The following is a 20,660-nucleotide window of genomic DNA, read 5'->3' as shown; positions in this document are numbered from 1 at the left end:
AGGCACCGAACGAAAGGGGCAAAAGCGCTTTGGTTACTTTCGCGCTTTTCGAAAGTGACTCGCTGTAAAAGCGAAACCAATAGAAGCCGTTACCGCAGAAATGGATATGTACGGGAGCCGCGAGCCAGCTCCCACAATTGAACGACGTCGATTACCCCGCCGCCAACCCCTTCCCCGCCCGCTCCAGATTGCGCCACACCCAAACAGGCAACACATCAGGATCAAGACTGTCGATCAGGTTCTTCAACGCCAGCCCCAACTCCGTATCACCCTCAATCACCAAACGCCGGCGAAAGAACAGCGTATCCGGATCCTCCTGACGACTCGCCAGCAGTAAAAACTCCCGCCAGTTGCCACTGATCGTCACATGCGCCACGGCGTGCTCGGCAATCCGCAACCCTTTACCGCTGAGCGTCAGATACCAGGACAACCCCAGATCCGGAATCCGCAGGCACAACCAACGCCCGCGCAACACCTCGAACTCACCATCACGCACCGGCCCGGCGAGGCAGCGATTCAGCGCTTGTTGCAACGCCAGGCGCTGCACGGCAAAAGGCACCCGGCGCACCAGCGGCAACACCCGGTCGGCACCTTTCAGCAGCCACTTTTTTCGATTCAACACAGGCCGACCTCCTCTACGCGCAGCATGCCGGCCTGGCCATGCCAGTAACCATTGCACCCTTCGACGAACAACGGCGGAGTCTCACCCAGACGAACCCGCTGATAGGCCGCGATCACCTCGGTCATGCCTTCAGCACGAGGACTCAAGCGCAACAGATCGGCACCGCAGGCCACCAGCCCGGAGTAATCGGCCAGCAGATTGGTCACCTCGGCCGACATCGTTTGAATACCGTTGATGGTGAACAGCGCCTGCCCTTCCTGACTGGTCAGCGTCAAGCCATCGGGGTAGTTGATGCAACAAAACTGGCAGTCGTCCTTGGGCCGGTTTTCCGCCCGGGCCGTAAAGCAGCGGGCGGAATAGGCCAATGGCAAATGCCCATAGGCGAAGATCTCAACTTCCGGCACTGCACGGCCCAGTTCGCGCACCTGCCCGATCACATCACCAATCAGCGCCGCCGAACATTCCACGGGCGGCACCCAGCGGGTCATGCCGCTGTCGAGTAATTGCGCCAAGGAGTGACCGTTGTACAGATTGAGGGCCGGGCCGCCCACGAACGGCAACTTGCGTTCGGCCAAAAACTGCACCGCGCCCATGTCGTTGGCTTCCACCAGCAATTGGCCGTTGTCGCACAACCGGCGCAGGCTGGAGAGTTCGGACGCCGCTTCGATCAGCGTCAGGCTGGAAAGCACCAACTGCGCCTGACTGCATTCCTGCAACTCACGGCCCAACCCCAGCCATTGATCCAGCGAAAAGGCCCGACGTTTCGAGCACACGGTTTCCCCCAGGTAAATCACATCCAGGGGCAAGGCCGACATCTCGGCGTAAAAGTGGCTGAGTTGTTCCTTGTCCCAATAAAACAGGACCGGTCCCAGGCTGAGTTTCATGTCGAATCCCTCATTGCCATGATCGATGATAAGCACCCAAGGTGGTCTGGCTGCCTTCGGACAAACCGGCCAGCACCTGACGCCATTCCTCCTTGACCCGAAAGCTGCCCGGCGCGCCGCGATGGGCGTCCAGTGCTGCGCGCCAGACACGGGTGACTTGTTCGACATAGGCCGGGCTGCGTTGGCGGCCCTCGATCTTCACGGCTTCGACGCCGATGGCCGTCAGTTCCGGCAGCAAGTCCAGGGTGTCGAGGCTGGTGGGCTCCTCCAGCGCATGAAAGCGTTTGCCGCCGACCAGGAATCGGCCCTTGCACAAGGTCGGGTAACCGGCCGGTTCGTCAGGGGTGTAGCGATCGATCAGCACTTCGCTGAGGCGTGCGCTCAAGCCTTCGGCATCCTCGCTCCAGCGCACGGCCTTGGCTGGCGAGCAGACACCGCACAGGTTCGGCGACTCGCCGGTGATGTAGGAAGACAGATGGCAACGCCCCTCGGCCATGATGCATAAGCTGCCGAAGCCAAAGACTTCGATGGGCACCGGACTGCTGGCAGCGACCTGGCGTACTTGCGCCAACGACAACACCCGCGGCAGCACCGCGCGGCGAATGCCGTAGCGCTGCGCATAAAACTCCAGCGCGGCGGCATGGGTCGCCGAGCCCTGGACCGACAGGTGCAACGCCAGTGTCGGGTGACGCTGACTGGCGTAGTTGAGCACTCCGGGGTCGGCGGCGATCAGTGCATCGACGCCGAAATCGGCGGCACGATCCACCGCTCGCTGCCAGCGCTCCCAGCCCTTGGGCTGCGGGTACGTGTTGACCGCGACGTAGAGTTTGCGTTGATGCTGGCGGATGTGGGCGACCGCGGCGTCGAACTGCTTGTCGTCCATGTTCAGCCCCGCGAAATGCCGGGCGTTGGTGTCATCGCGAAAGCCGACATAGACGGCATCGGCGCCTTGGCGCACCGCCGCTTTAAGCGCAGGCAGATTCCCTGCCGGGCAGACCAGTTGCATGGGTAATCCTCATGAAAAAACGCAGTCCGGGGCCTAATCAGTCATGGTTGGAATGCGCTTGTGGCGAGCGAGCTTGCTCCGGGCGGCGTTCCGTCGCTGGACTGCGCAGCAGGCCTAAACAACAGGGCCGCTTCGCGACCCAGCGGGAGCAAGCTCCCTCGCCACACAGTCTAGCGAGACCGGCAGGCACGGCCTTGACGGCAATCAATTGCCATCAATGCATCAGGTCGGCGAAGGACAGGAACATCACGTTGTCGTGCTTGAGCACTTGCTGCTCGCACTCGATCACCGCCAGCCCATCGGCCCAGCACGCGGCGGTCAACATGGCCGAGCTTTGCTGAGGGTGCAGTTCCACGCTCAACTGACCGTCGGCGCCGGGCGTCAATCTGGCCCGCAGGTACTGCCGACGCTTGTTACGCTGCAACCAGTCGAACCCGGCTGGCACGGCCAACGGCACCGGCAGTACGTCAGTCACGCCTTGGGCCCTGAGCAGGAACGGACGCACCACCACCAACGCGGTAATCAGCGCCGCCGAAGGATTTCCCGGCATGCCGATCCAGGGTTTACCGGCCACTTCACCAAAGGCCAGTGGCTTGCCCGGCTGAATGGCCAGCCGCCAGAAATCGACGTTGCCCAGTTCCTCGATCGCCTGTTTGAGGTGATCTTCCTCGCCCACCGACACGCCACCGGAACTCAACAGCAAGTCACATTCCGAAGACGCCAGGCTCAAGGCATGCCGGCTGGCCGCCAACTCATCGACCATGACGCCATAGTCGTGCACCTCGACGCCCCAGCCGCGCAACAACGCGGCGAGGCAATACCGGTTGCTGTTGTAAATCTGCCCCGGCGCCAACGGGTCGCCCGGCTCACGCAGTTCATTGCCGCTGCTGAGCAGGCACACCTGCAACGGCCGATAGACCTCGACCCGCGCAATCCCGGCGCCGGCCAACAACCCCAGCTCTTGTGCGCGCAGGCGTTTGCCGGCCTTGAGCAACAGATCCCCACGGCGAACTTCCTCCCCCTCCTTGCGCACATGGTCGCCAACGGATACAGGCGGGAACCAGACGCGCTCGCCCTCGACCCGACAGCGCTCTTGCGGCACGACGGTATCGGCACCCGGTGGTAATGGCGCGCCGGTAAAGATCTGCACCGCTTGCTGCGCGAGCAAGGGCGTGCATGCTTGATCCCCCGCCGCAATGCGCCCGCCAATCGATAAACAGCCACCCGCCTGGGGCAGGTCAGCCGCCCTGAGGGCATAACCGTCCATGGCACTGTTGTCCCAGGCCGGCAGGTTCACCGGGGAACGAATGTCCGCCGCCAGCACCCGCCCCATGGCTTGATCCAGACGCACCATTTGCGCCAGGGGCGGCGGCGGTGCCTGGTCCAGCAGACGGCTGATGGCCTCGTCCACCGGCATCAGGTTGCCGAGGTCGCACACCCGGCCGGTCATGAGCGTGTCCCGCAGGCGTCGATGACCCGTTGAGCTTGCGGTTTCAAATGAGGGGCGAAATTGCACGGGCCGGTGCGACTGTCCAGTTGTTCGAGCAGGATCTTGTTCCAGGCCGTCCGGCAGGCACCCGGCGAGCCTGGAACGCAGCACACCAGTACGCCGTTACTCATGCCGGCCAGTGCCCGGGACTGCAGGCTGGACATGCCGATTTCCTCCAGAGACACCTGGCGGAACAGTTCGCCGAAGCCTTCCACATGCTTGTCCAGCAATGGCAAGACTGCTTGCGGTGTGTTGTCGCGAGCGGTGAAACCGGTGCCGCCGGTCATCAACACCACTTGCACCGTGGGGTCGGCGATCCACCGGGAAACGGTGGCGCGGATCTGATAAATGTCGTCCTTGACCAGATCGCGATCGATCAACACATGCCCGGCTGTTTGCAGCAAATCCGTCAGGGTCTGCCCAGAAGTGTCGGTGTCAAAGGTGCGCGTATCGCTGATGGTCAGCACGGCGATGTTCAGGGGTTCAAACGTGCGTTGCGCCAGATGGGCCATATCCAGGTCTTCCCGTAGATGAGGGTATGGCCCGAAGCCTGAACCGGAATAGCGAGCGAGCCTATTCCTCCAAGGAGGTACCTCGTCAGGGACATAGAAAGAATGTGCCGGCACAAAACCTGTGGGAGCGGGCTTGCTCGCGAATGCGGTGTGTCAAAAACATTAATGTCGACTGATACACCGCATTCGCGAGCAAGCCCGCTCCCACACTGTCATCCATCGCTACAGGTCCTGCGCAATGGGGCTCAAGGCGCCAAGCGATTTCTTTGCCATGCACCATCGCGCAAACGATAGTCGACACGATCATGCAAGCGGTCGGCCCGCCCCTGCCAGAACTCCAGACGTTCAGGGTGCAGGCAGTAGCCGCCCCAATGCTCGGGGCGCGAGACGGTCTGGCCAACGAAGTGTTTGATGGTTTCCGCCAGCATGGATTCCAGCGCTGCACGACTGGCCAGCGGACGGCTTTGCGGTGAAGCCCAGGCCCCCAAGCGACTGGCCATGGAACGGGAATCGAAGTACGCATCCGACAATGCTGGGTCGAGTCTGGACACCTGCCCTTCGATTCGCACCTGACGCTCCAGTCCCGGCCAGAAAAACGTCATCGCGGCATAGGGATTGGCGGCCAGTTGCTGACCTTTGTCACTCTGGTAATTACCGAAAAAAGTAAAACCTTCATCGCTCAAGCCCTTGAGCAACAGAACCCGACAGTGCGGCCGTCCTTCAGGGTCGACCGTCGCCAGCACCATGCTATTGGCCTCGACAGGTGCGCACTCGGTGTCGCGGGCCTGTTGCAGCCATTGCCGGAACATCGCCAGCGGATCGGCCAGCGCAGCCTCATCTTGCAGGCCATTAAGGGTGTAGTTACGGCGCATCTGAGCCAGGGAAAGCGGCATGACGGTGATCTCCGGAAGGTTTTACGCAGTGTGCGAGGCACTGCGCAAAGCCACCTTGACCGCCATCAACACTGTCGCCTACTTGAGACGCAGACGCCGTGCCAGTTTGTGCAGGTTGCTGGGGTCGACTTCGAGGATTCGCGCGGCGCTGGCCCAGTTTTCCCCGGACAGGCTCAGGGCCTGGAGGATTTTCTTGCGCTGGTAATCGTCGACGGCTTCGCCCAAGGGCTGGAACGGCAAATCAGCCGTAACGTCCGGGGATGGCTCGACCACCGCCCCCGATGCCGCCATTGCGCTGTCGAGATCGAGAATCTCAGGCTCCAGCGTCATGATCAATGCGCGACTCGTACCGCGACTGAGCTGCTTCAACGCGGCCCGACTGATCACGTGTTCCAGTTCACGCACATTGCCCGGCCAGGTATAAAGCAGCAGCACGCGTTCGGCCGCCGGCGACAGGCGCAAACCACGCAGGCCAAGCCGCGCCCGATTGAGTTCAAGGAAATGCCCGGCCAGCATCAACACATCGTTACCGCGCTCGCGCAGGGGCGGAATCGGCACCGGGTACACCGAGAGCCGGTGATACAGATCGGCGCGAAAAAAGCCGTCGCGGATGCTGTCCGGCAGGTGCCGGTTGGTGGCGGCGATGATGCGCACATCGACGTGCAGCGGCTTGTCGGCACCTAGGCGCTGGATCTCGCCGTTCTGCAGGGTGCGCAATAACTTCGCTTGCACGCTCAAGGGCAACTCCCCGACTTCATCGAGAAACAGTGTGCCTCCGTTGGCGGCATCGAAGCGTCCGGCACGGTCACTGGTGGCGCCGGAAAAGGCGCCTTTGACATGCCCGAACAACTCACTCTCTGCCAACGACTCCGGCAAAGCGGCGCAGTTAACGTGTATCAGTGGTTTGTGGTGGCGCCTTGAAAGACGATGCAAACGCCGGGCGAACAGCTCTTTGCCGACGCCGGTCTCACCCAACAGCAACACCGGCAGATCGGAGTCGGCCAGTACATCCAGCTCATTGAGCAACTGATGCAACACCTCACTCTGCCCGAGGATCTCGCCCTCCTCGACGGGCATTCGCAAATCCTGGGGATCGCTGCGGGACAGGCGCAAGCTGCGGTTTTCCTGCTCGAGCCGGGTGACCCGCACGGCGGCTTCGATCTGCAAGGTGCAGCGTTTGAGCTCTTCCCGCGCGCGGCTGTCGAAGGTCCCGGCGTGCAGCGCATCGAGGGTGATCGCGCCCCAGATCCGCCCCTCGACATACAGGCTCACGCCCATGCAGTCATGCACCGGCAGCGGTTCGCCGACGTGGTTGTCGAGCAAGCCGTCATAGGGGTCTGGCAGGCGACTGTCGGGTTCGAACCAGGTCGGCTCGCGCGACGCCATGATTGCCGCCAACCGGGGATGCTGGGCGATGACGAACCGGCGCCCCAGCGCTTCATGAACCAGCCCCACCGTCGCCACCGGCCTGAGGCTGTCGTCATCCAGACGCAACAAGCCCACGGCGCCACTGTTGAAGTATTCGCGCAGGGTCTGGACCAATCGTTGCAACCGCACGGCATTGGGCAACTCGACGATCAGGTCGGCTGCCAGGCTTTCTCGCAGCATGGTAGTAATCACCCTCTATAGGTTGGATTCACCCTGAAGCGTCAGGGTGTCTATCACCACAACTAAAAATAAATCCATGTTTTTCAATCATTTAAACATGGCATGCCGGATGCAATGAGCCTGGGGAACCGTTGAAACCCAAACAAGGAACCCTGATGAGCCAGACCCTATTGGAACAAAGCCTCGGCCAACTGGCCTGCGACATTCCCGGTGCCACCCGGATCTTCCATACCTTCAAACTGGACTTCTGTTGCGGCGGGCATAAAAGCTTGCGTGAAGCGGCCCTTGGCAAAAACCTCGATCCGGTCCTCATTGCCGACGCCCTGAACATTCTGCAAGACGCCGGCGAAACCCAGCACGACTGGCGCAACGAACCTTTAGAACTGTTGATCGCCCACCTTCTGGCGCGCTACCACGCCCGCCACCGCGAGCAACTGCCGGAACTTATCCGCCTGGCTCGTCGCGTCGAGCAGGTCCATGGCGCGCGCAGCAGCTGCCCCAACGGCCTGGCCGATCTCCTGACCGACATGCAGCAAGAGCTCGAAGGCCACATGCTCAAGGAAGAACAGGTGCTGTTTCCGATGCTGCAACAGGGCATCGGTGCTCAAGCGGCTCCGCCGATCCAGGTGCTGCGCTTCGAACATGATCAACATGGTGAAGCACTGGAGAAAATGCTCGCCCTGACCAATCACATCATCCCGCCTGCCGATGCCTGTAACACCTGGCGCGCCCTCTATCGCGGGCTGCTGGAATTCAAAGACGACCTGATGCAACACATCCATCTGGAAAACAACGTGCTGTTCATCAATGCCCTGAACCCTCGTCATTGATCGATCGCCAGTCACACCCAACCCGCGTCAGCCCATCGGTTGACGCGGGTTTTGTTTATCCGGGACTGCTTGTGATCAACCGTGCCAATAGAACATCGCCTTGGCCAGGATCACGATCAACACCATGTGCCCGAGAATACTGCGGCGAATCCAGCTGGCGCGAGTCGTGGTCAGGCACGCATGGGTCAGCCAATAGGCCAGTAGCAAGTAATGGCCGATGATGCTCAGGGCCAGTAGGATCTTGAGGCTCAGCAACAGGCCAAAACTGCTGGCCAGCGGCTGACCCAATGCGCCCCGGTACTGCCACGCCAGGCCGATGCCGGCGCCATACAACAGCAACACCACGCCATGCAGCACCTTGCGCGAACGCACGGCAATCGCCTGATCCGCCGTCACTTGCGATACGTCCGCCAACTGCTGGCGCGCGCGATGCCAGATGACCACCTCGAAAAACAGCGTGCCGATGAAGGCAATCGCTGCCAGCAAATGCGTGACCAGCAAAAAGGGATACATCAGCGCCAGCCTCTGTCAGTACGCGTGCTCATCCCGGATGACCGTCCACCCGGGCCCGCAGCAGCATCGGCCCATAGCGCCAGGCATACAGCGCAAACGCCAGCGCCCAGCACAGACCAGCCAACCACAATGCCGGCAAGGGAAAGAACTCGATCAACACGACCCGGCTCAGGCACGCCAGATTGAGCAAGATGAACGCCAGGGTCATCCCCGACGGCGGCTCCAGCGCACGGCCGGTATGCCCAAGGCTGACCCGCGCGATCATCGCCAACACCAGGCCGCCCATGGCCCCGATCGTCAGGCAATGCACCGCCAGACTCGGGTTAATCGGCGCGCCGAAATGCCACAGCGCCATCCCGAGACAAGCCACCGCCAACCAGCCATAAGCCAGGTGCAGCGACCACAGCAACGGTACGTGCCAGAGTGCCCGGTCATGCCAACGCACCAGTCGCACCAGATGCCCCGCCGCCAGCACCGCGAACAGCAGGCCCACCCAGACATTGGGATTGAGCGCAGGTCCTGCGGCATATAACAACGCCACCAGCGGCGAGCCCACCAACAGCAATCGATCCAGCCAGGGCCAGGCTGCAACGCCTTCCACCCGACCAAGTCCACGCTGGGTGAAGAACGGAATCACCCGCCCGCCAATCAACCCCATCATCGCCGCCACCAGCCAGATGCCGGTCAGCACACCCTGGCGCTGCCAGCCTTCATGCCCCTCGACCAGGCCGTACAAAGACAACCCGTCGGCCACGGCCAACAACAGCAGAACCACCACAATCGGGTAATTACGTTTCTGCCGCACCTTCCACAGGGTGAAGCCCATGAGCACCACCAGCGCCAACGGGAACGCCATTTCCAGCACCGCGAGCAACGGCCACGACACGTTGGCCAGCCAGGCCACTCGCGCCAATAACCACAGCAACGCCAGAGCGGCCAACGGCTTGCCGCTGAGGCCGGGGCGACCGGTCCAGGTCTGCACGGCCGTCAGCAAAAAGCCCGCGATAATCGCCAAGCCGAACCCGAACAGCAATTCATGCCGATGCCAGCCCAGCCAACCGCCTGCCGGCTGCCAGTCGGACATCGAACCACTAAAAGCCGCCAGCCACAGCGGAATGGCCAGCACCGCCAACAGGCAGCCAGCGAGGAAAAACGGCCGAAAGGCCAGCCGTAACAGCGGCGCGATGGCCATCGCTTTACGGCGGTCAAGCACTTGCATAAAGCCACTCCTCTACCTGTTTGCTGACCTGGCGCCAACCCGCACGCGCCGAGGTAAATCCAGGGACAATCATCGGGTATTACCGATCCATTGCCTTTGTCGCAGATCAAGTGTGCAAGTGGCGTGCCCCCGATGCCGAGCGCGCGCCCTTTGTGGCGAGGGAGCTTGCTCCCGCTCGGGTGCGCAGCAGCCGTAAACCGGCTGATGCGTTGTATCTGAAGAATTGCGATGGCCGGTGTTGGGAGTGCTTCGCACTCCAGCGGGAGCAAGCTCCCTCGCCACAAGGTGCTCCCGATCAGGGTAAAAATGACCATTTCAGGGTTATTTAAACCCTATACAGCATAGTCTTTTTTACCCTCATGCTTGAGAACGCCAATAAACAAGGCCCTCCACGCCTGGCCCGCGTCTTGCTCTGCATGGGCAACCTTTTAGAAATCCTGGATCCCTCTCGATTACCCGGAGTCGTCATGAAAAAAGTCATCCAGCCACTGGCCTGGTTTGTTGTGTTGACCTCAATCCTGGCCTTGGCCAGCGGCGTTTCTCTAGGTCTCGTCTGACCTGATCCCCCCTTCTCTGTCTTCAGGATGAATTCTCATGGTGCTTCATCGCGTCCATCACCAGATTCTGCGCAGTCATCACTTGTTCGAGCCGTTGAACGAAGAACAGCTGGATGAACTGATGAGTACCAGCCACTTGCTGAGCATCGACAAGGGCGAGCCGTTGTTCCGTCAAGGTGAGCCGGCCGATTCGTTCTATTTCATCATTGCCGGCGCGGTGAAAATCTACCGGCTGACACCCGATGGGCAGGAGAAAGTGTTCGAGGTCATCAGCGATCGGCAAACTTTCGCCGAGGCGATGATGCTGATGGACACCCCGAACTATGTGGCCTCGGCCGAAGCGATCTGCCCCACCCAGCTCTACCGGTTATCCAACAGCACCTACATGCGCCTGCTGCAGAGCAACAGTCGGCTGACCTTTGCGCTGCTGGGCAAGCTCTGCGTTCGCTTGCATCAACGGGTCAACGAAATCGAAACCCTGTCACTGAAAAACGCCACCCACCGGGTCGTGCGTTATTTGCTGACGCAACTGGTGCGCCAGCAAACCGTTGACAGCCAATTCGAGCTGCCGATGGCCAAGCAACTGATTGCCGGGCATCTGTCGATCCAGCCGGAAACCTTTTCGCGGATCATTCGCCGCTTGATCGATGAAAACATCATCACTCAGGACGGCCGTCAGATCGCCATTCTTGATCGTCTGCGCCTGGAACAGTTCGAGTGAGCGCCATGCCCGTCTGCCTGTATTGCCAAAATGCCAACCCACCACAAGAAGTCGAGTGCCGCCACTGCGGCATGCCCCTGCCGGCACTGGCTGAACACGCCGGAGAACGTCGGCAGCGCCGATTCATGTGGTTCTGCGTTGGCCTGACGATCTTCTGCGTGACGATGTTTTTCTGGCTGCCACGCAGCTGAAGACCGCACATATCCCCTGTAGCTGGCGCAGCCTGCGTCCCTGTAGCAGCTGCCGAAGGCTGCGTTCGGCTGCGAAGCAGTCGTAATCCTGAGCCCACGGTACTACTGAAACACCGCAGTGAATGGTTTTACGACTGCTTCGCAGCCGAACGCAGGCTGCGCCAGCTGCTACAAGGACGCAGGTGGTCAAGGACATTACGGTTGAGTCAACTGACGATATAACTGCGGCAAGCGCAGCGGTAACTGCTCAGGCTGACGGATCAAGGTGTAGCCATTGGCGCCGAACATGTATGGCAGGTAATCCCCGGCCTCGCGATCGATCGTGATACAGAACGGCGTCAGCCCCTGACGCCGCGCCTCCAGCACCGCCTCGCGGGTGTCTTCAACGCCGTAGCGTCCCTCGTATAGATCCAGATCATTCGGTTTGCCATCCGTGAGCAGCAGCAACAGCTTGCTGCGCCGCTTGCTGGTGCCCAATAGTTGCGTGGCCTGGCGAATGGCGGCGCCCATGCGCGTGTAATACCCCGGCTTGAGCCCTTGAATGCGACCTCGGGTGGTGTCGTCATAACGCTGGGTGAACGCCTTGAGTTCCTGCATGCGCACTTGCTGACGGCGCAGCGAGGAAAACCCGTACAGGGCGAAATCATCACCCAGCACCGACAAGGTTTCGCCGAAAAGCAGCAAGCTGTCGCGGATCACATCAATCACTCGATGCTCATCGTTCAGGTGGGCATCGGTGGACATCGACACATCGGCCAGCAACAGGCACGCCAGGTCGCGGCGGGTCTGCCGTTGCTCCATGAACAGACCGCGTTCGGCACACTGGCCATGCTCGCGCTCGACGTGAAAATCCAGCCAGGCCTGCATGTCCAGTTCAGACCCTTGAGGTTGCTGGCGTAACCATTGCCGGTCGTTGCGCAGGTGCTCGAACTGGCGGCGCAGACGGTGCGCCGAGGCCTTCAGCCGTGGCGGTAATGGCTGCGCCTCACAGTCGCGGGGCACCATCATTTGCAGATTGACAAAGCTGTCCTGCATTTGTTGTTTGCGGTAGTCCCACTCCGGCAGCTTGATGCCCTCGCCCAGGGGAATATCGTCGACATCGGCCGGTGGCAAATCCAGGTGCAGCTTGAGACCGCCGCCCTTGCGCAGACGGGTGCGCGACAGGGTCAATTCATCCAGGTCGTCGGCAACTCGGGCGGCGTCCGGGTCTTCGCTGTCGTCCGACCAGCGATCCAGGTCCACGTGTTCGGTCCAGCTGAACAGGTTCTCCAGACGCACCACCAACAGCCCGCCATCGCGGGTGTTTTCATCGATCCGCGTCGCGCGTTTACGCCCGCTTTTCTGTTCGCCGGGCGGCGTGGTCAAAGACTCTTCGGATTCATCGCCCAGATCCGCAGCCTGCGGGCTGGCGAGGTTTTGTGGTGGGTACAACCACAGCGGCAGCGGCCAGGCGGCCCGTTCGCTGCGGGGGAAATGCTCGACACTGCCGGGTTCGCGCAGCGCCTGGCATAGCGCCCGTTCCAGTGCCGCTTCGCTGGCGTTCAACGAGGCCGGATCGGGGCGCAATTGCAGATGGGCATCGACCAGTCGTTTGTAACGAGCACGCAGCGCGGGATAGCGCCGCAACAACTGTTGCGTCCAGCGTTGATTGTCCCGCCCCCAGTGCCGCATCTGCCCGGCCTGTGCCGCCAGCAACGCGAGCCAGCGATAGAGTTCCTCGTTCAGGGCGACTTCAGGGAACACCGCCAGGCTCGATGGCAGCCGCAAATTACTTGCGTCACACCATGCCAACGGCACTTGTTTGCAGGTGCCGGCGATCTGCTGCAACACGTTGCGCCGCAGCAGCAGATCGCGGTCGCTGGCCGCTTCCACACCGATGCCATTGGCACCGCCCATGGCACGAAACAACAGCGCCAGCGGGCGTTGCTGACTGGCCAGTTCAACCCGTGCTTCAGGGAAGTCAGGGCTGGCACGCCGGGTGATGAAACGATGCCAGACACTGCCTACCCACTCTTCCAGTTCGACGGTAAACGCCATGATGCTTGCCCTTGCTGGAAACCAAAAAAACGGCCCGCTGTATCAGCCGGGCCGACCTTTTCTAGCTGTTGCACTCGCTCATGAAGGTACAACCGCAGCCGGGGCGCGCAAGGCGGCGCGGCTCCGTTGCTTGAAGCTGAGCAGGTAACAGAGCAAGCCTGCGAAGAAGCCGAGACCGGCGCCCAGACGCGCCCAGAACAGCACCTGCAGATGTTCGACCGTGGCCATGAATGGCAACGCAATCCCGTCGGCCTGCCAGCGTTGCAGGTAAACCTGGACGACACCGGCAGCGGTCAGGAACAGCGTGATCATCACCATCGACAGGGTCATCAACCAGAAGCCCCAGATCTCCAAGGTCTGCGAACGCTCGTCAGCCGCTTCACCCAGCCCGCGCAAACGCGGCATGGCGTAGCTGATCAAGGTCATCACGATCATCGCGTAAGCACCGTAGAAGGCCAGGTGACCGTGAGCCGCGGTCAGTTGCGAACCGTGGGTGTAGAAGTTGACCGGTGCCAGGGTGTGCAGAAAACCCCAGACGCCCGCACCGAAGAACGCGGTGACCGTAGTGCCCTTGGCCCACAGTGTGGCGGCGCGGTTCGGGTGTTGCCGGCGACGGTTCTTCACCATGCTGAAGGCGAAGATCACCATGGCCAGGAACGGCAGCGGTTCGAGTGCCGAGAAGATCGAGCCGACCCACAACCAGACCTCAGGCGCACCGATCCAGAAGAAGTGGTGACCGGTGCCGATGATCCCGGTAATCAGCGCCATGGCGATGATCACGTACAGCCATTTTTCCACGACTTCCCGGTCGACACCGGTGATTTTGATCAGGACAAAAGCGAGCATCGAACCCATGATCAGTTCCCACACACCTTCCACCCAAAGATGCACCACCCACCACCAGTAGAACTTGTCGCGGGCCAGGTTACCGGGGTTGTAGAAGGAGAACAGGAAGAACACCGCCAGGCCGATCAGCCCGGTCATCATCACCATGCTGACGGTGGTCTTGCGACCTTTGAGCAGGGTCATGCCGATGTTGTAGAGAAAGCCCAGACACACCACCACAATGCCCATCTTGGTGATGGTCGGCTGCTCCAGGAACTCCCGGCCCATGGTTGGCAGCAACTCGTTGTGGGTCAGTTTGGCCAGGCCGGCATAAGGCACCAGCAGATAGCCGAGGATCGTCAGCACGCCCGCGGCGGCGAATACCCAGAACAGGATGATCGCCAACTTCGGACTGTGCAGTTCGCGGTCGGCCTCTTCCGGAATCAGGTAGTAGGCAGCACCCATGAAGCCGAACAGCAGCCAGACGATCAGCAGGTTGGTGTGCACCATTCGCGCCACGTTGAAGGGAATGATCGGGAACAGAAAGTCGCCCACCACGTACTGCACACCCATGATCAAACCGAACAGCACCTGACCGAGAAACAGCATCAGGGCGAACACGAAGTACGGTTTGGCCACGGCTTGCGAGGCGAATTTCAGATGCGGATTAGCAATGCTCATCTCTTAGCCCTCCTTGTTTGGCGGCCAGTTATTGGTGTTGATGTTCGAGCTCCATTTGAGGAACTCGGCGATGTCATCCACCTCTTGCTCGCTCAACTTGAACTGCGGCATCGCGCGCCGGCCCGGTACACCCAACGGCTGCATTTTCATCCAGGCATGTAGAAAGGGTTTGAAGCCCGCTTCCCCGCCGCGCCGCTGGAACACGTTGCCCAGCTCAGGCGCAAAGTAGGCGCCCTCGCCCAGCAGCGTGTGGCAGCCGATGCAGTTGTTTTGCTCCCAGACCGTCTTGCCGCGGATCACTGATTCAGTTAACTGCGCTTCATTGCTGCGCTCTGGAAAGGTCTGTTCCGTGTGATAGGTCAAGGCCAGGAATATCAGGAAGAAGAAGATGCTTCCCCCGAAGTAGATATTCCTGGCCATGCCTTTGGTGAAGGTCTCTGACATGGTCGCTTCCTCTTTGCTTGGCGTGCCCATGATAGAAAGCGAAGGGTTGAAACCTGCTTGATGGCGATCAAGAAAGGCAGATGGTTTTGGTCGGGTATAGATCGTATGGCTGACAGAGATCGAATGTGGGAGCGGGCTTGCTCGCGAAGGCGGCGTGTCAGTCAACAAGGATGTTGAATGTGCCGGCCCCTTCGCGAGCAAGCCCGCTCCCACATTGGAATCGCGCTGTTTTACGGGCTGTATTCCTTCAGCGGAACAACACCAGCGTCAGCCCTACAACAGCTGCCAACACCACCCCCCAGCTCACCATCAACCGGCGCCACAATCGCGGGGCATGGCGCATTTCCATAAAGCCATCGGCAATCAACCAGGCCTTGCCAACCGCCACCAGCAAAATGGCCACCGACAGCCGCCACGTCGCATCCATCTGTGCCAGCACCACCGTGCACACGCTTAACGTGGCCAGCGCTGCCCAGCAGACCAGCAAAAACCTGGAAGCCGACATCAGAACCTCCGTCAATTCAGAACGTAGACCAGCGGAAACAGCACGACCCAGATCAGATCGACCATGTGCCAATACAGCACCCCCGATTCAAGCCCGCTGCGGTTGGCGGCGTTGTACCGGCCACGACGGCAACGCTCGGCCAGCCATCCGAGAATGACCATGCCGAGCAGTACATGGAGAAAATGAAAACCGGTGAGGATCCAGTAGAGGGTGAAAAACGTGTTGTGCTCCATGCCCAGCCCCGAGGCCAGCAAGTGTCGGTATTCGGTAAGTTTCAACACCACGTAGACACTGGCCGCGAGCAAGGCTGCCAGCAAATAGACAGCGCCGTGGCGAGACCGGGAGCGCTTGACTTGCTCCTGAGCCAATGCGGCGAACAGGCCGGCGGTGAGCAAGCTCAGGGTCATCGCTAAACCGGTAGACGTGTTCAGCAACAGACGGCTTTCACCGAACATCTGCGGCTTGAGCGCCTGGGTCACGGCGAACGCCAGAATCAGGATGGCGAACACCGACAGCTCGGCCAGAATGAAAAACCACATCGCCAGATCGCCTGGCAAGTGCCCCGGCGCAACGCGTCTGGCCTCAGCCGAAGTGGACATCAACCACGTCCATCAGCGCCGCAACCGTCAGCGGATCATCGCTCAGCGGCTCGGCCAGGCAGGCCATGCACGCTTCACGCGGGCTCATGCCGGCGCGGATCATTCGCGCCGTAAAAATCAGCAGTCGCGTCGAGGCGACCTCTTCCAGATCATGCTGATCGAGCCGGCGCAGCGCCTGCCCCAGCCGCACCACTTGCGCCGCCAGCGCGCTGTCCACCTGCGCTTCCCGGGCGACAATGCGCTCTTCATCGGCCACCGGCGGATAGCCGAAACGCATCGCCACGAAGCGTTGTCGGGTGCTGGGTTTCATGCCTTTGAGCAGGTTCTGGTAGCCGGGGTTGTACGACACCACCAGCATGAATGACGGCGGCGCCTGCAGTACTTCGCCGGTGCGCTCCAGGAACAACTCGCGACGATCATCGGCCAGCGGATGCAACACCACCACCGTGTCCTGGCGCGCCTCGACCACTTCGTCCAGATAACAAATGCCGCCTTCACGTACCGCGCGGGTCAATGGCCCGTCCTGCCACCAGGTGCCTTGGGCACCGATCAAATGACGGCCGATCAGGTCGGCGGCGCTCAGATCGTCATGGCAAGCCACGGTGTACAGCGGCAGTTTCAGCCGATGGGCCATGTGCTGGACAAAGCGGGTCTTGCCGCATCCGGTCGGGCCTTTGATCAGCACCGGCATGCCGTGTCGCCAGGCTTGCTCGAACAGCGCCTCCTCATTATTGAGCGGTTGATAGAAGGGTTCGCAAGACTGGATTCGGTCCATGGGCTGTCTGTTCCAAAAGCGGATTCAAGCCACACGCTACGGGCCCCTGCGACAACCTGGCAAGTGACATGGCCGGCAAACTTGATCGCGGTCAAGCGAGCATTGGCCTGCTCGGGCATAGCCTTGCACGGCACTAAGAACCTGCGTTCTGCGCTGCCGTTTCAGCACATCGCAAAGGTCTTGCCTGAGGAGAAATGGAATGCTGATCAGCAATAGAAAAACGTTTGCTCTGACTGTCGCCACATTGTGTTCGGCGCTGGCCCTTGCGGTGACTCATGCGGCCCGGGCCAACGAGCCCGCTGCCGCTGCGGCCAGCCCGCCGATGGTCAAATCCGCCGGAGCGCCCGACATGAGTCAGGCCGAGTTCGACTCTTCCAAGGAAATTTACTTCCAGCGTTGCGCCGGCTGTCACGGCGTTCTGCGCAAAGGTGCCACCGGCAAGCCACTGACACCGGACATCACCCAGTCCCGCGGGCAACCGTTTCTGGAGGCGTTGATTACCTACGGTTCACCGGCGGGCATGCCGAACTGGGGGACGTCCAATGCGCTGACCAAGGATCAGATCACGTCAATGGCCAAGTTCATTCAGCACGCGCCGCCGACGCCGCCTGAATGGGGCATGGCCGAGACGCTGAAAACCTGGAAAGTGCTGGTCAAGCCTGAGGATCGTCCGAAGAAGCAATTGAGCAAACTCAACCTGCCGAACCTGTTTTCGGTGACGTTGCGCGATGACGGCAAGATTGCCTTGATCGACGGTGACAGCAAGAAAATCGTCAAGCTGATCGAGACCGGTTACGCGGTACACATCTCGCGGATTTCTGCCTCGGGTCGCTACCTGCTGGTGATTGGTCGAGACGCGCGGATCGACATGATCGACCTGTGGCCGGTGGAGCCGACCAAGGTCGCCGAAGTCAAAGTGGGCATCGAGGCGCGCTCGGTGGAGACCTCCAAGTTCAAGGGCTACGAAGACAAATACACGATCGCCGGCTCCTATTGGCCGCCGCAATTCACCATCATGGATGGCGAAACCCTGGAGCCCAAACAGATCGTCTCGACCCGTGGCATGACCGTCGACAAGCAGGAATATCACCCTGAACCCCGGGTCGCGGCGATCATCGCCTCCCATGAATGGCCGGAGTTCATCGTTAACGTCAAGGAAACCGGCAAGGTCATGCTGGTCAATTACCAGGACATCAAAAACCTCACCATCACCTACATCGATGCTTCGCCCTTCCTGCATGACGGCGGTTGGGACAGCACGCACCGCTACTTCATGACCGCCGCCAACAACTCCAACAAAGTCGCCGTGATCGACTCCAAAGATCGCAAGTTGGCAGCTTTGGTGGAGGTCGGAAAAACCCCTCACCCGGGGCGCGGCGCCAACTTCAACCATCCGACTTATGGGCCAGTCTGGGCCACCAGCCACCTCGGTGATGACGGCATTTCCCTGATCGGTACCGACCCGGTCAAACACCCGCAATTCGCCTGGAAACAGGTCGCCTCACTCAAGGGCCAGGGCGGCGGATCGCTGTTTATCAAAACCCACCCTGATTCCCGTCACCTGTATGTCGACACCACCCTCAACCCCGACGCCAAGCTGAGCCAGTCGGTGGCGGTGTTCAACATCGACAAACTCAACGCCGGCTACACCGTGCTGCCCATCGCCGAGTACGCCGGCATCAAGCAAGGCGCGATGCGGGTGGTACAGCCGGAATACAACAAGGCCGGCGATGAAGTCTGGTTCTCCGTGTGGAGCGGTCAGTCAGAGGAATCGGCGCTGGTAGTGATCGACGACAAAACGCTGAAGCTCAAATCAGTCATAAAGGACAAACGACTGATCACGCCCACCGGAAAATTCAACGTCTACAACACCCAACACGACATCTATTGAGCTCCATCAATGAAAGGAATCCTCATGAAAAATACTCTGTTTTCACTGTTCGCCCTGACCGCTGCGCTGAGTGTGCAACCGGCCCTGGCCCAAGACGGCCAGGAGCTGTTCAAGAGCAAACCCTGCGCCGCCTGCCATTCCATCGACACCAAGCTGGTCGGCCCGGCGCTCAAGGATGTCGCGGCCAAGAACGCGGGCGTGGCCGGGGCCGTGGACACCCTGGCCAGCCACATCAAGAACGGCACGCAAGGCAACTGGGGCCCGATGCCAATGCCGGCCAACCCGGTGACGGATGAAGAAGCGAAGACACTTGCAACCTGGGTCCTGAGTCTCAAATAGCCAACTGGAGGGCGTCATGAAGGTTTATCGACACGCTGCGATTCTGGCGGCCCTCCTCCTCATTTGCGCAACCACGGTTGCCGCGCCCGACGCCAAGCGTCAGGCACAACTCGAACACCTGCTGGCCCAGGACTGCGGCGCCTGCCACGGACTGCACATGACCGGCGGACTGGGTCCCGACCTGACCCGCGCAACGCTGGCGGGCAAGTCCAGGGACAGCCTGATAGCCACCGTCAGCCAAGGCCGGCCCGGCACCGCGATGCCCGGTTGGGCCCCGCTGCTCAGCCCGGATGACATCCGTTGGCTGGTCGATCTTCTTCTCCAGGGATATCCCGCACCATGATCCGTTCAACCCTGCTTTTAGCGGCGACCGGGCTGTTGTTGTCCGCCTGCTCTCAGTCACCCTTGCGCGGCACCGGCGATCTGGGCGTGGTGGTGGAGCGCGCCACCGGCAGCGTGCAAATCATCGAAAGCGACACCCGCACGGCACTGGTCCGACTCGAGGGTTTGGGCGATCTGTCCCATGCCTCGGTGGTGTTTTCCCGCGACCAGCGTTATGCCTATGTGTTCGGCCGCGACGGCGGGCTGAGCAAGATCGACCTGCTGACCCAACGCATCGATCAACGGGTGATACAGGGCGGCAACAGCATCGGCGGTGCGATCAGTCAGGACGGCAAACTCATCGCCGTGTCCAACTACGTGCCCGGCGGGGTCAAGGTATTCGATGCCGAAACCCTGCAATTGGTAGCCGATATTCCGGCCACGCCCCTGGCCGATGGCAGCAAGCGCTCACGGGTGGTCGGCCTGGTCGACGCGCCGGGGCAACGTTTTGTGTTCAGCCTGTTCGATACCGGCGAGATCTGGACCGCCGATTTCAGTCAGGGCAACACACCGCAAATCAGCCGTTTCACCGACATCGGCCAGCAACCCTACGACGCGTTGGTGACCCCGGATGGTCGCTATTACATGGCGGGACTGTTCGGCGAAGACGGCATGGCGCAACTCGACCTTTGGCATCCGGAGCGCGGGGTGCAGCGAGTGCTCGGTGATTACGGACGCGGCCAGGCGAAATTGCCCGTCTACAAAATGCCGCATCTGGAGGGCTGGGCCGTCGCCGATCACCAGGCCTTCGTGCCCGCCGTCGGCCGTCACCAGGTGCTGGTGATGGATTCGCGCACGTGGAAGCAGACCGCTGCCATCCCGGTGGCTGGCCAACCGGTGTTCGTCACGTCGCGGCCGGACGGTCGGCAGCTGTGGGTCAATTTCGCCTACCCGGACAACGATCGAGTACAGGTCATCGACAGCGAAACCCATGCCGTGGTCGCCGATCTGCGGCCAGGGCCGGCGGTGCTGCACATGGAATTTACCGCCCGCGGCGATCAGTTGTGGCTGTCGTTACGCGATGGCGATCAGGTTCAGGTCTGGGACCCGTACAGCCTGAAGCAGCTGAACACCCTTCCCGCCACCGCGCCGAGCGGCATCTTCTTCAGCAGTCGCGCGCAAAAAATGGGCTATTGAA

Annotated in this window: 22 protein-coding genes; 7 read left to right on the top strand and 15 right to left on the bottom strand. The window is 61.0% G+C overall.

Annotation, left to right across the window (positions count from 1 at the left end; genetic code table 11):
- Positions 1–151 precede the first annotated feature (151 nt).
- From ubiT to norR, 7 genes are all read right to left on the bottom strand, one after another.
- Positions 152–622, bottom strand: a complete 471-nt coding sequence (gene ubiT, locus PMI36_RS04780) for a ubiquinone anaerobic biosynthesis accessory factor UbiT (protein ID WP_008075073.1) — start codon at positions 620–622, stop codon at positions 152–154.
- A complete protein-coding gene (locus PMI36_RS04785; protein ID WP_008075071.1) occupies positions 616–1,506 on the bottom strand; it encodes a U32 family peptidase in 891 nt (296 codons plus the stop codon). The genes ubiT and PMI36_RS04785 overlap by 7 nt, the downstream gene beginning before the upstream one ends.
- A 10-nt stretch (positions 1,507–1,516) precedes the next feature.
- Complete coding sequence (gene ubiU / locus PMI36_RS04790) at positions 1,517–2,512, bottom strand: ubiquinone anaerobic biosynthesis protein UbiU (RefSeq protein WP_008075068.1); 996 nt, start codon at positions 2,510–2,512, stop codon at positions 1,517–1,519.
- A 214-nt stretch (positions 2,513–2,726) separates the two neighbouring features.
- Positions 2,727–3,962 (bottom strand): molybdopterin molybdotransferase MoeA, encoded by a 1,236-nt coding sequence (locus PMI36_RS04795; protein WP_008075066.1) that lies wholly within the window; start codon positions 3,960–3,962, stop codon positions 2,727–2,729.
- Positions 3,959–4,513, bottom strand: coding sequence for a molybdenum cofactor biosynthesis protein B (gene moaB, locus PMI36_RS04800; protein ID WP_008075064.1), 555 nt, complete (start codon positions 4,511–4,513; stop codon positions 3,959–3,961). The genes PMI36_RS04795 and moaB overlap by 4 nt, the downstream gene beginning before the upstream one ends.
- 245 nt (positions 4,514–4,758) lie before the next feature.
- Positions 4,759–5,406 carry a pyridoxamine 5'-phosphate oxidase gene (gene pdxH / locus PMI36_RS04805; protein WP_008075060.1) on the bottom strand — a complete coding sequence of 216 codons (648 nt, stop codon included), beginning with the start codon at positions 5,404–5,406 and terminating at the stop codon, positions 4,759–4,761.
- A gap of 78 nt (positions 5,407–5,484) precedes the next feature.
- Positions 5,485–7,014: a nitric oxide reductase transcriptional regulator NorR gene (gene norR / locus PMI36_RS04810; protein ID WP_008075058.1), complete on the bottom strand. Its 1,530-nt coding sequence runs from the start codon at positions 7,012–7,014 to the stop codon at positions 5,485–5,487.
- Positions 7,015–7,169: 155 nt separating this feature from the next.
- On the opposite strand from norR, the gene ytfE reads away from it, so the two are divergent.
- Positions 7,170–7,844, top strand: coding sequence for an iron-sulfur cluster repair protein YtfE (gene ytfE, locus PMI36_RS04815; protein WP_008075057.1), 675 nt, complete (start codon positions 7,170–7,172; stop codon positions 7,842–7,844).
- 75 nt (positions 7,845–7,919) lie between these two features.
- Here ytfE and PMI36_RS04820 read toward each other — a convergent pair whose 3' ends face one another.
- Both PMI36_RS04820 and PMI36_RS04825 read right to left on the bottom strand, forming a co-directional pair.
- On the bottom strand, positions 7,920–8,357 hold the full coding sequence (locus tag PMI36_RS04820; RefSeq protein WP_008075055.1) for a hypothetical protein: 438 nt from the start codon (positions 8,355–8,357) through the stop codon (positions 7,920–7,922).
- A 28-nt stretch (positions 8,358–8,385) separates the two neighbouring features.
- The gene (locus PMI36_RS04825; RefSeq protein ID WP_008075053.1) at positions 8,386–9,576 is read right to left on the bottom strand and encodes an NnrS family protein; all 1,191 of its coding nucleotides are present in this window, start codon (positions 9,574–9,576) and stop codon (positions 8,386–8,388) included.
- Between the two features lie 594 nt (positions 9,577–10,170).
- On the opposite strand from PMI36_RS04825, the gene PMI36_RS04830 reads away from it, so the two are divergent.
- Both PMI36_RS04830 and PMI36_RS0129865 read left to right on the top strand, forming a co-directional pair.
- A complete protein-coding gene (locus PMI36_RS04830) occupies positions 10,171–10,854 on the top strand; it encodes a Crp/Fnr family transcriptional regulator (RefSeq protein WP_008075049.1) in 684 nt (227 codons plus the stop codon).
- Positions 10,851–11,045, top strand: a complete 195-nt coding sequence (locus tag PMI36_RS0129865) for a hypothetical protein (protein ID WP_032830623.1) — start codon at positions 10,851–10,853, stop codon at positions 11,043–11,045. The genes PMI36_RS04830 and PMI36_RS0129865 overlap by 4 nt, the downstream gene beginning before the upstream one ends.
- Before the next feature lie 195 nt (positions 11,046–11,240).
- On the opposite strand, the gene PMI36_RS04835 is transcribed toward PMI36_RS0129865, so the two are convergent.
- The 6 genes from PMI36_RS04835 to PMI36_RS04860 all read right to left on the bottom strand — a co-directional run bounded on the left by PMI36_RS04835 (position 11,241) and on the right by PMI36_RS04860 (position 16,911).
- Entirely contained in the window at positions 11,241–13,082 is a 1,842-nt protein-coding gene (locus PMI36_RS04835) for a nitric oxide reductase activation protein NorD (RefSeq protein ID WP_008075047.1), read from the bottom strand.
- Positions 13,083–13,160: 78 nt separating this feature from the next.
- Complete coding sequence (locus PMI36_RS04840; protein WP_008075044.1) at positions 13,161–14,588, bottom strand: cbb3-type cytochrome c oxidase subunit I; 1,428 nt, start codon at positions 14,586–14,588, stop codon at positions 13,161–13,163.
- Between the two features lie 3 nt (positions 14,589–14,591).
- On the bottom strand, positions 14,592–15,032 hold the full coding sequence (locus PMI36_RS04845) for a c-type cytochrome (RefSeq protein ID WP_008075042.1): 441 nt from the start codon (positions 15,030–15,032) through the stop codon (positions 14,592–14,594).
- A 247-nt stretch (positions 15,033–15,279) separates the two neighbouring features.
- A complete protein-coding gene (locus PMI36_RS04850) occupies positions 15,280–15,537 on the bottom strand; it encodes a cytochrome C oxidase subunit IV family protein (RefSeq protein WP_008075041.1) in 258 nt (85 codons plus the stop codon).
- An 11-nt stretch (positions 15,538–15,548) separates the two neighbouring features.
- Positions 15,549–16,136 carry a cytochrome c oxidase subunit 3 gene (locus tag PMI36_RS04855; protein ID WP_032830621.1) on the bottom strand — a complete coding sequence of 196 codons (588 nt, stop codon included), beginning with the start codon at positions 16,134–16,136 and terminating at the stop codon, positions 15,549–15,551.
- Positions 16,120–16,911: a CbbQ/NirQ/NorQ/GpvN family protein gene (locus PMI36_RS04860; protein WP_008075037.1), complete on the bottom strand. Its 792-nt coding sequence runs from the start codon at positions 16,909–16,911 to the stop codon at positions 16,120–16,122. The genes PMI36_RS04855 and PMI36_RS04860 overlap by 17 nt, the downstream gene beginning before the upstream one ends.
- Positions 16,912–17,110: 199 nt before the next feature.
- Between PMI36_RS04860 and PMI36_RS04865 the strand changes: the two genes are divergently transcribed.
- Genes PMI36_RS04865 through PMI36_RS04880 form a run of 4 tightly spaced genes read left to right on the top strand, consistent with a single transcriptional unit; the run spans position 17,111 to position 20,659 of the window.
- Positions 17,111–18,802, top strand: coding sequence for a nitrite reductase (locus PMI36_RS04865; RefSeq protein ID WP_008075036.1), 1,692 nt, complete (start codon positions 17,111–17,113; stop codon positions 18,800–18,802).
- Positions 18,803–18,826: 24 nt separating this feature from the next.
- Positions 18,827–19,141 (top strand): c-type cytochrome, encoded by a 315-nt coding sequence (locus PMI36_RS04870; protein WP_008075034.1) that lies wholly within the window; start codon positions 18,827–18,829, stop codon positions 19,139–19,141.
- 16 nt (positions 19,142–19,157) lie between these two features.
- Positions 19,158–19,484 carry a c-type cytochrome gene (locus PMI36_RS04875; RefSeq protein ID WP_008075032.1) on the top strand — a complete coding sequence of 109 codons (327 nt, stop codon included), beginning with the start codon at positions 19,158–19,160 and terminating at the stop codon, positions 19,482–19,484.
- Complete coding sequence (locus PMI36_RS04880; RefSeq protein WP_008075029.1) at positions 19,481–20,659, top strand: cytochrome D1 domain-containing protein; 1,179 nt, start codon at positions 19,481–19,483, stop codon at positions 20,657–20,659. The genes PMI36_RS04875 and PMI36_RS04880 overlap by 4 nt, the downstream gene beginning before the upstream one ends.
- Position 20,660: the final 1 nt, after the last annotated feature.

This window comes from Pseudomonas sp. GM79, assembly GCF_000282495.1.
In the GTDB taxonomy this organism is placed as follows: Bacteria; Pseudomonadota; Gammaproteobacteria; order Pseudomonadales; family Pseudomonadaceae; genus Aquipseudomonas.
This window is presented reverse-complemented; position numbering and strand designations above follow the sequence as displayed.